We start from the raw sequence: 296 nt of genomic DNA, 5'->3' as shown, positions 1-296 counted from the left end.
GGCCGCCACCCCGAAGTCTCAGTGGGGCTGGGTCAAGGCGCTGCTGCACTCGGTGTACGACCAACCCGACGCCGAGGCCGTCCACGCCCAGTTCGACCGCGTCTTGGACGGCCTGCACGACAAGCTCCCCGCCGTCGCCGAGCACCTCGAGGGTGCCCGCGAGGACATCCTCGCCTTCACCGTCTTCCCCAAGGTCCTGTGGCGACAGATCTGGTCGAACAATCCCAACGTTATCTTGAGCCAGCTTCAGGGTGTCGTTGATGTAGCCGATGGCCTGGATCGGTCCCCCATCGTGC

General features: G+C 65.5%; 1 protein-coding gene. It reads left to right on the top strand.

The window, feature by feature from the left end; all coding sequences use genetic code 11:
- Positions 1-296, top strand: a 296-nt coding sequence (locus ABD225_RS18260) for a transposase (RefSeq protein WP_344089034.1), incomplete at both ends; no start/stop codon positions are given.

The sequence above is a fragment of the Nostocoides veronense genome (assembly GCF_039531185.1).
GTDB classification, from domain to species: Bacteria; Actinomycetota; Actinomycetes; order Actinomycetales; family Dermatophilaceae; genus Nostocoides_A; species Nostocoides_A veronense.
This window is presented reverse-complemented; position numbering and strand designations above follow the sequence as displayed.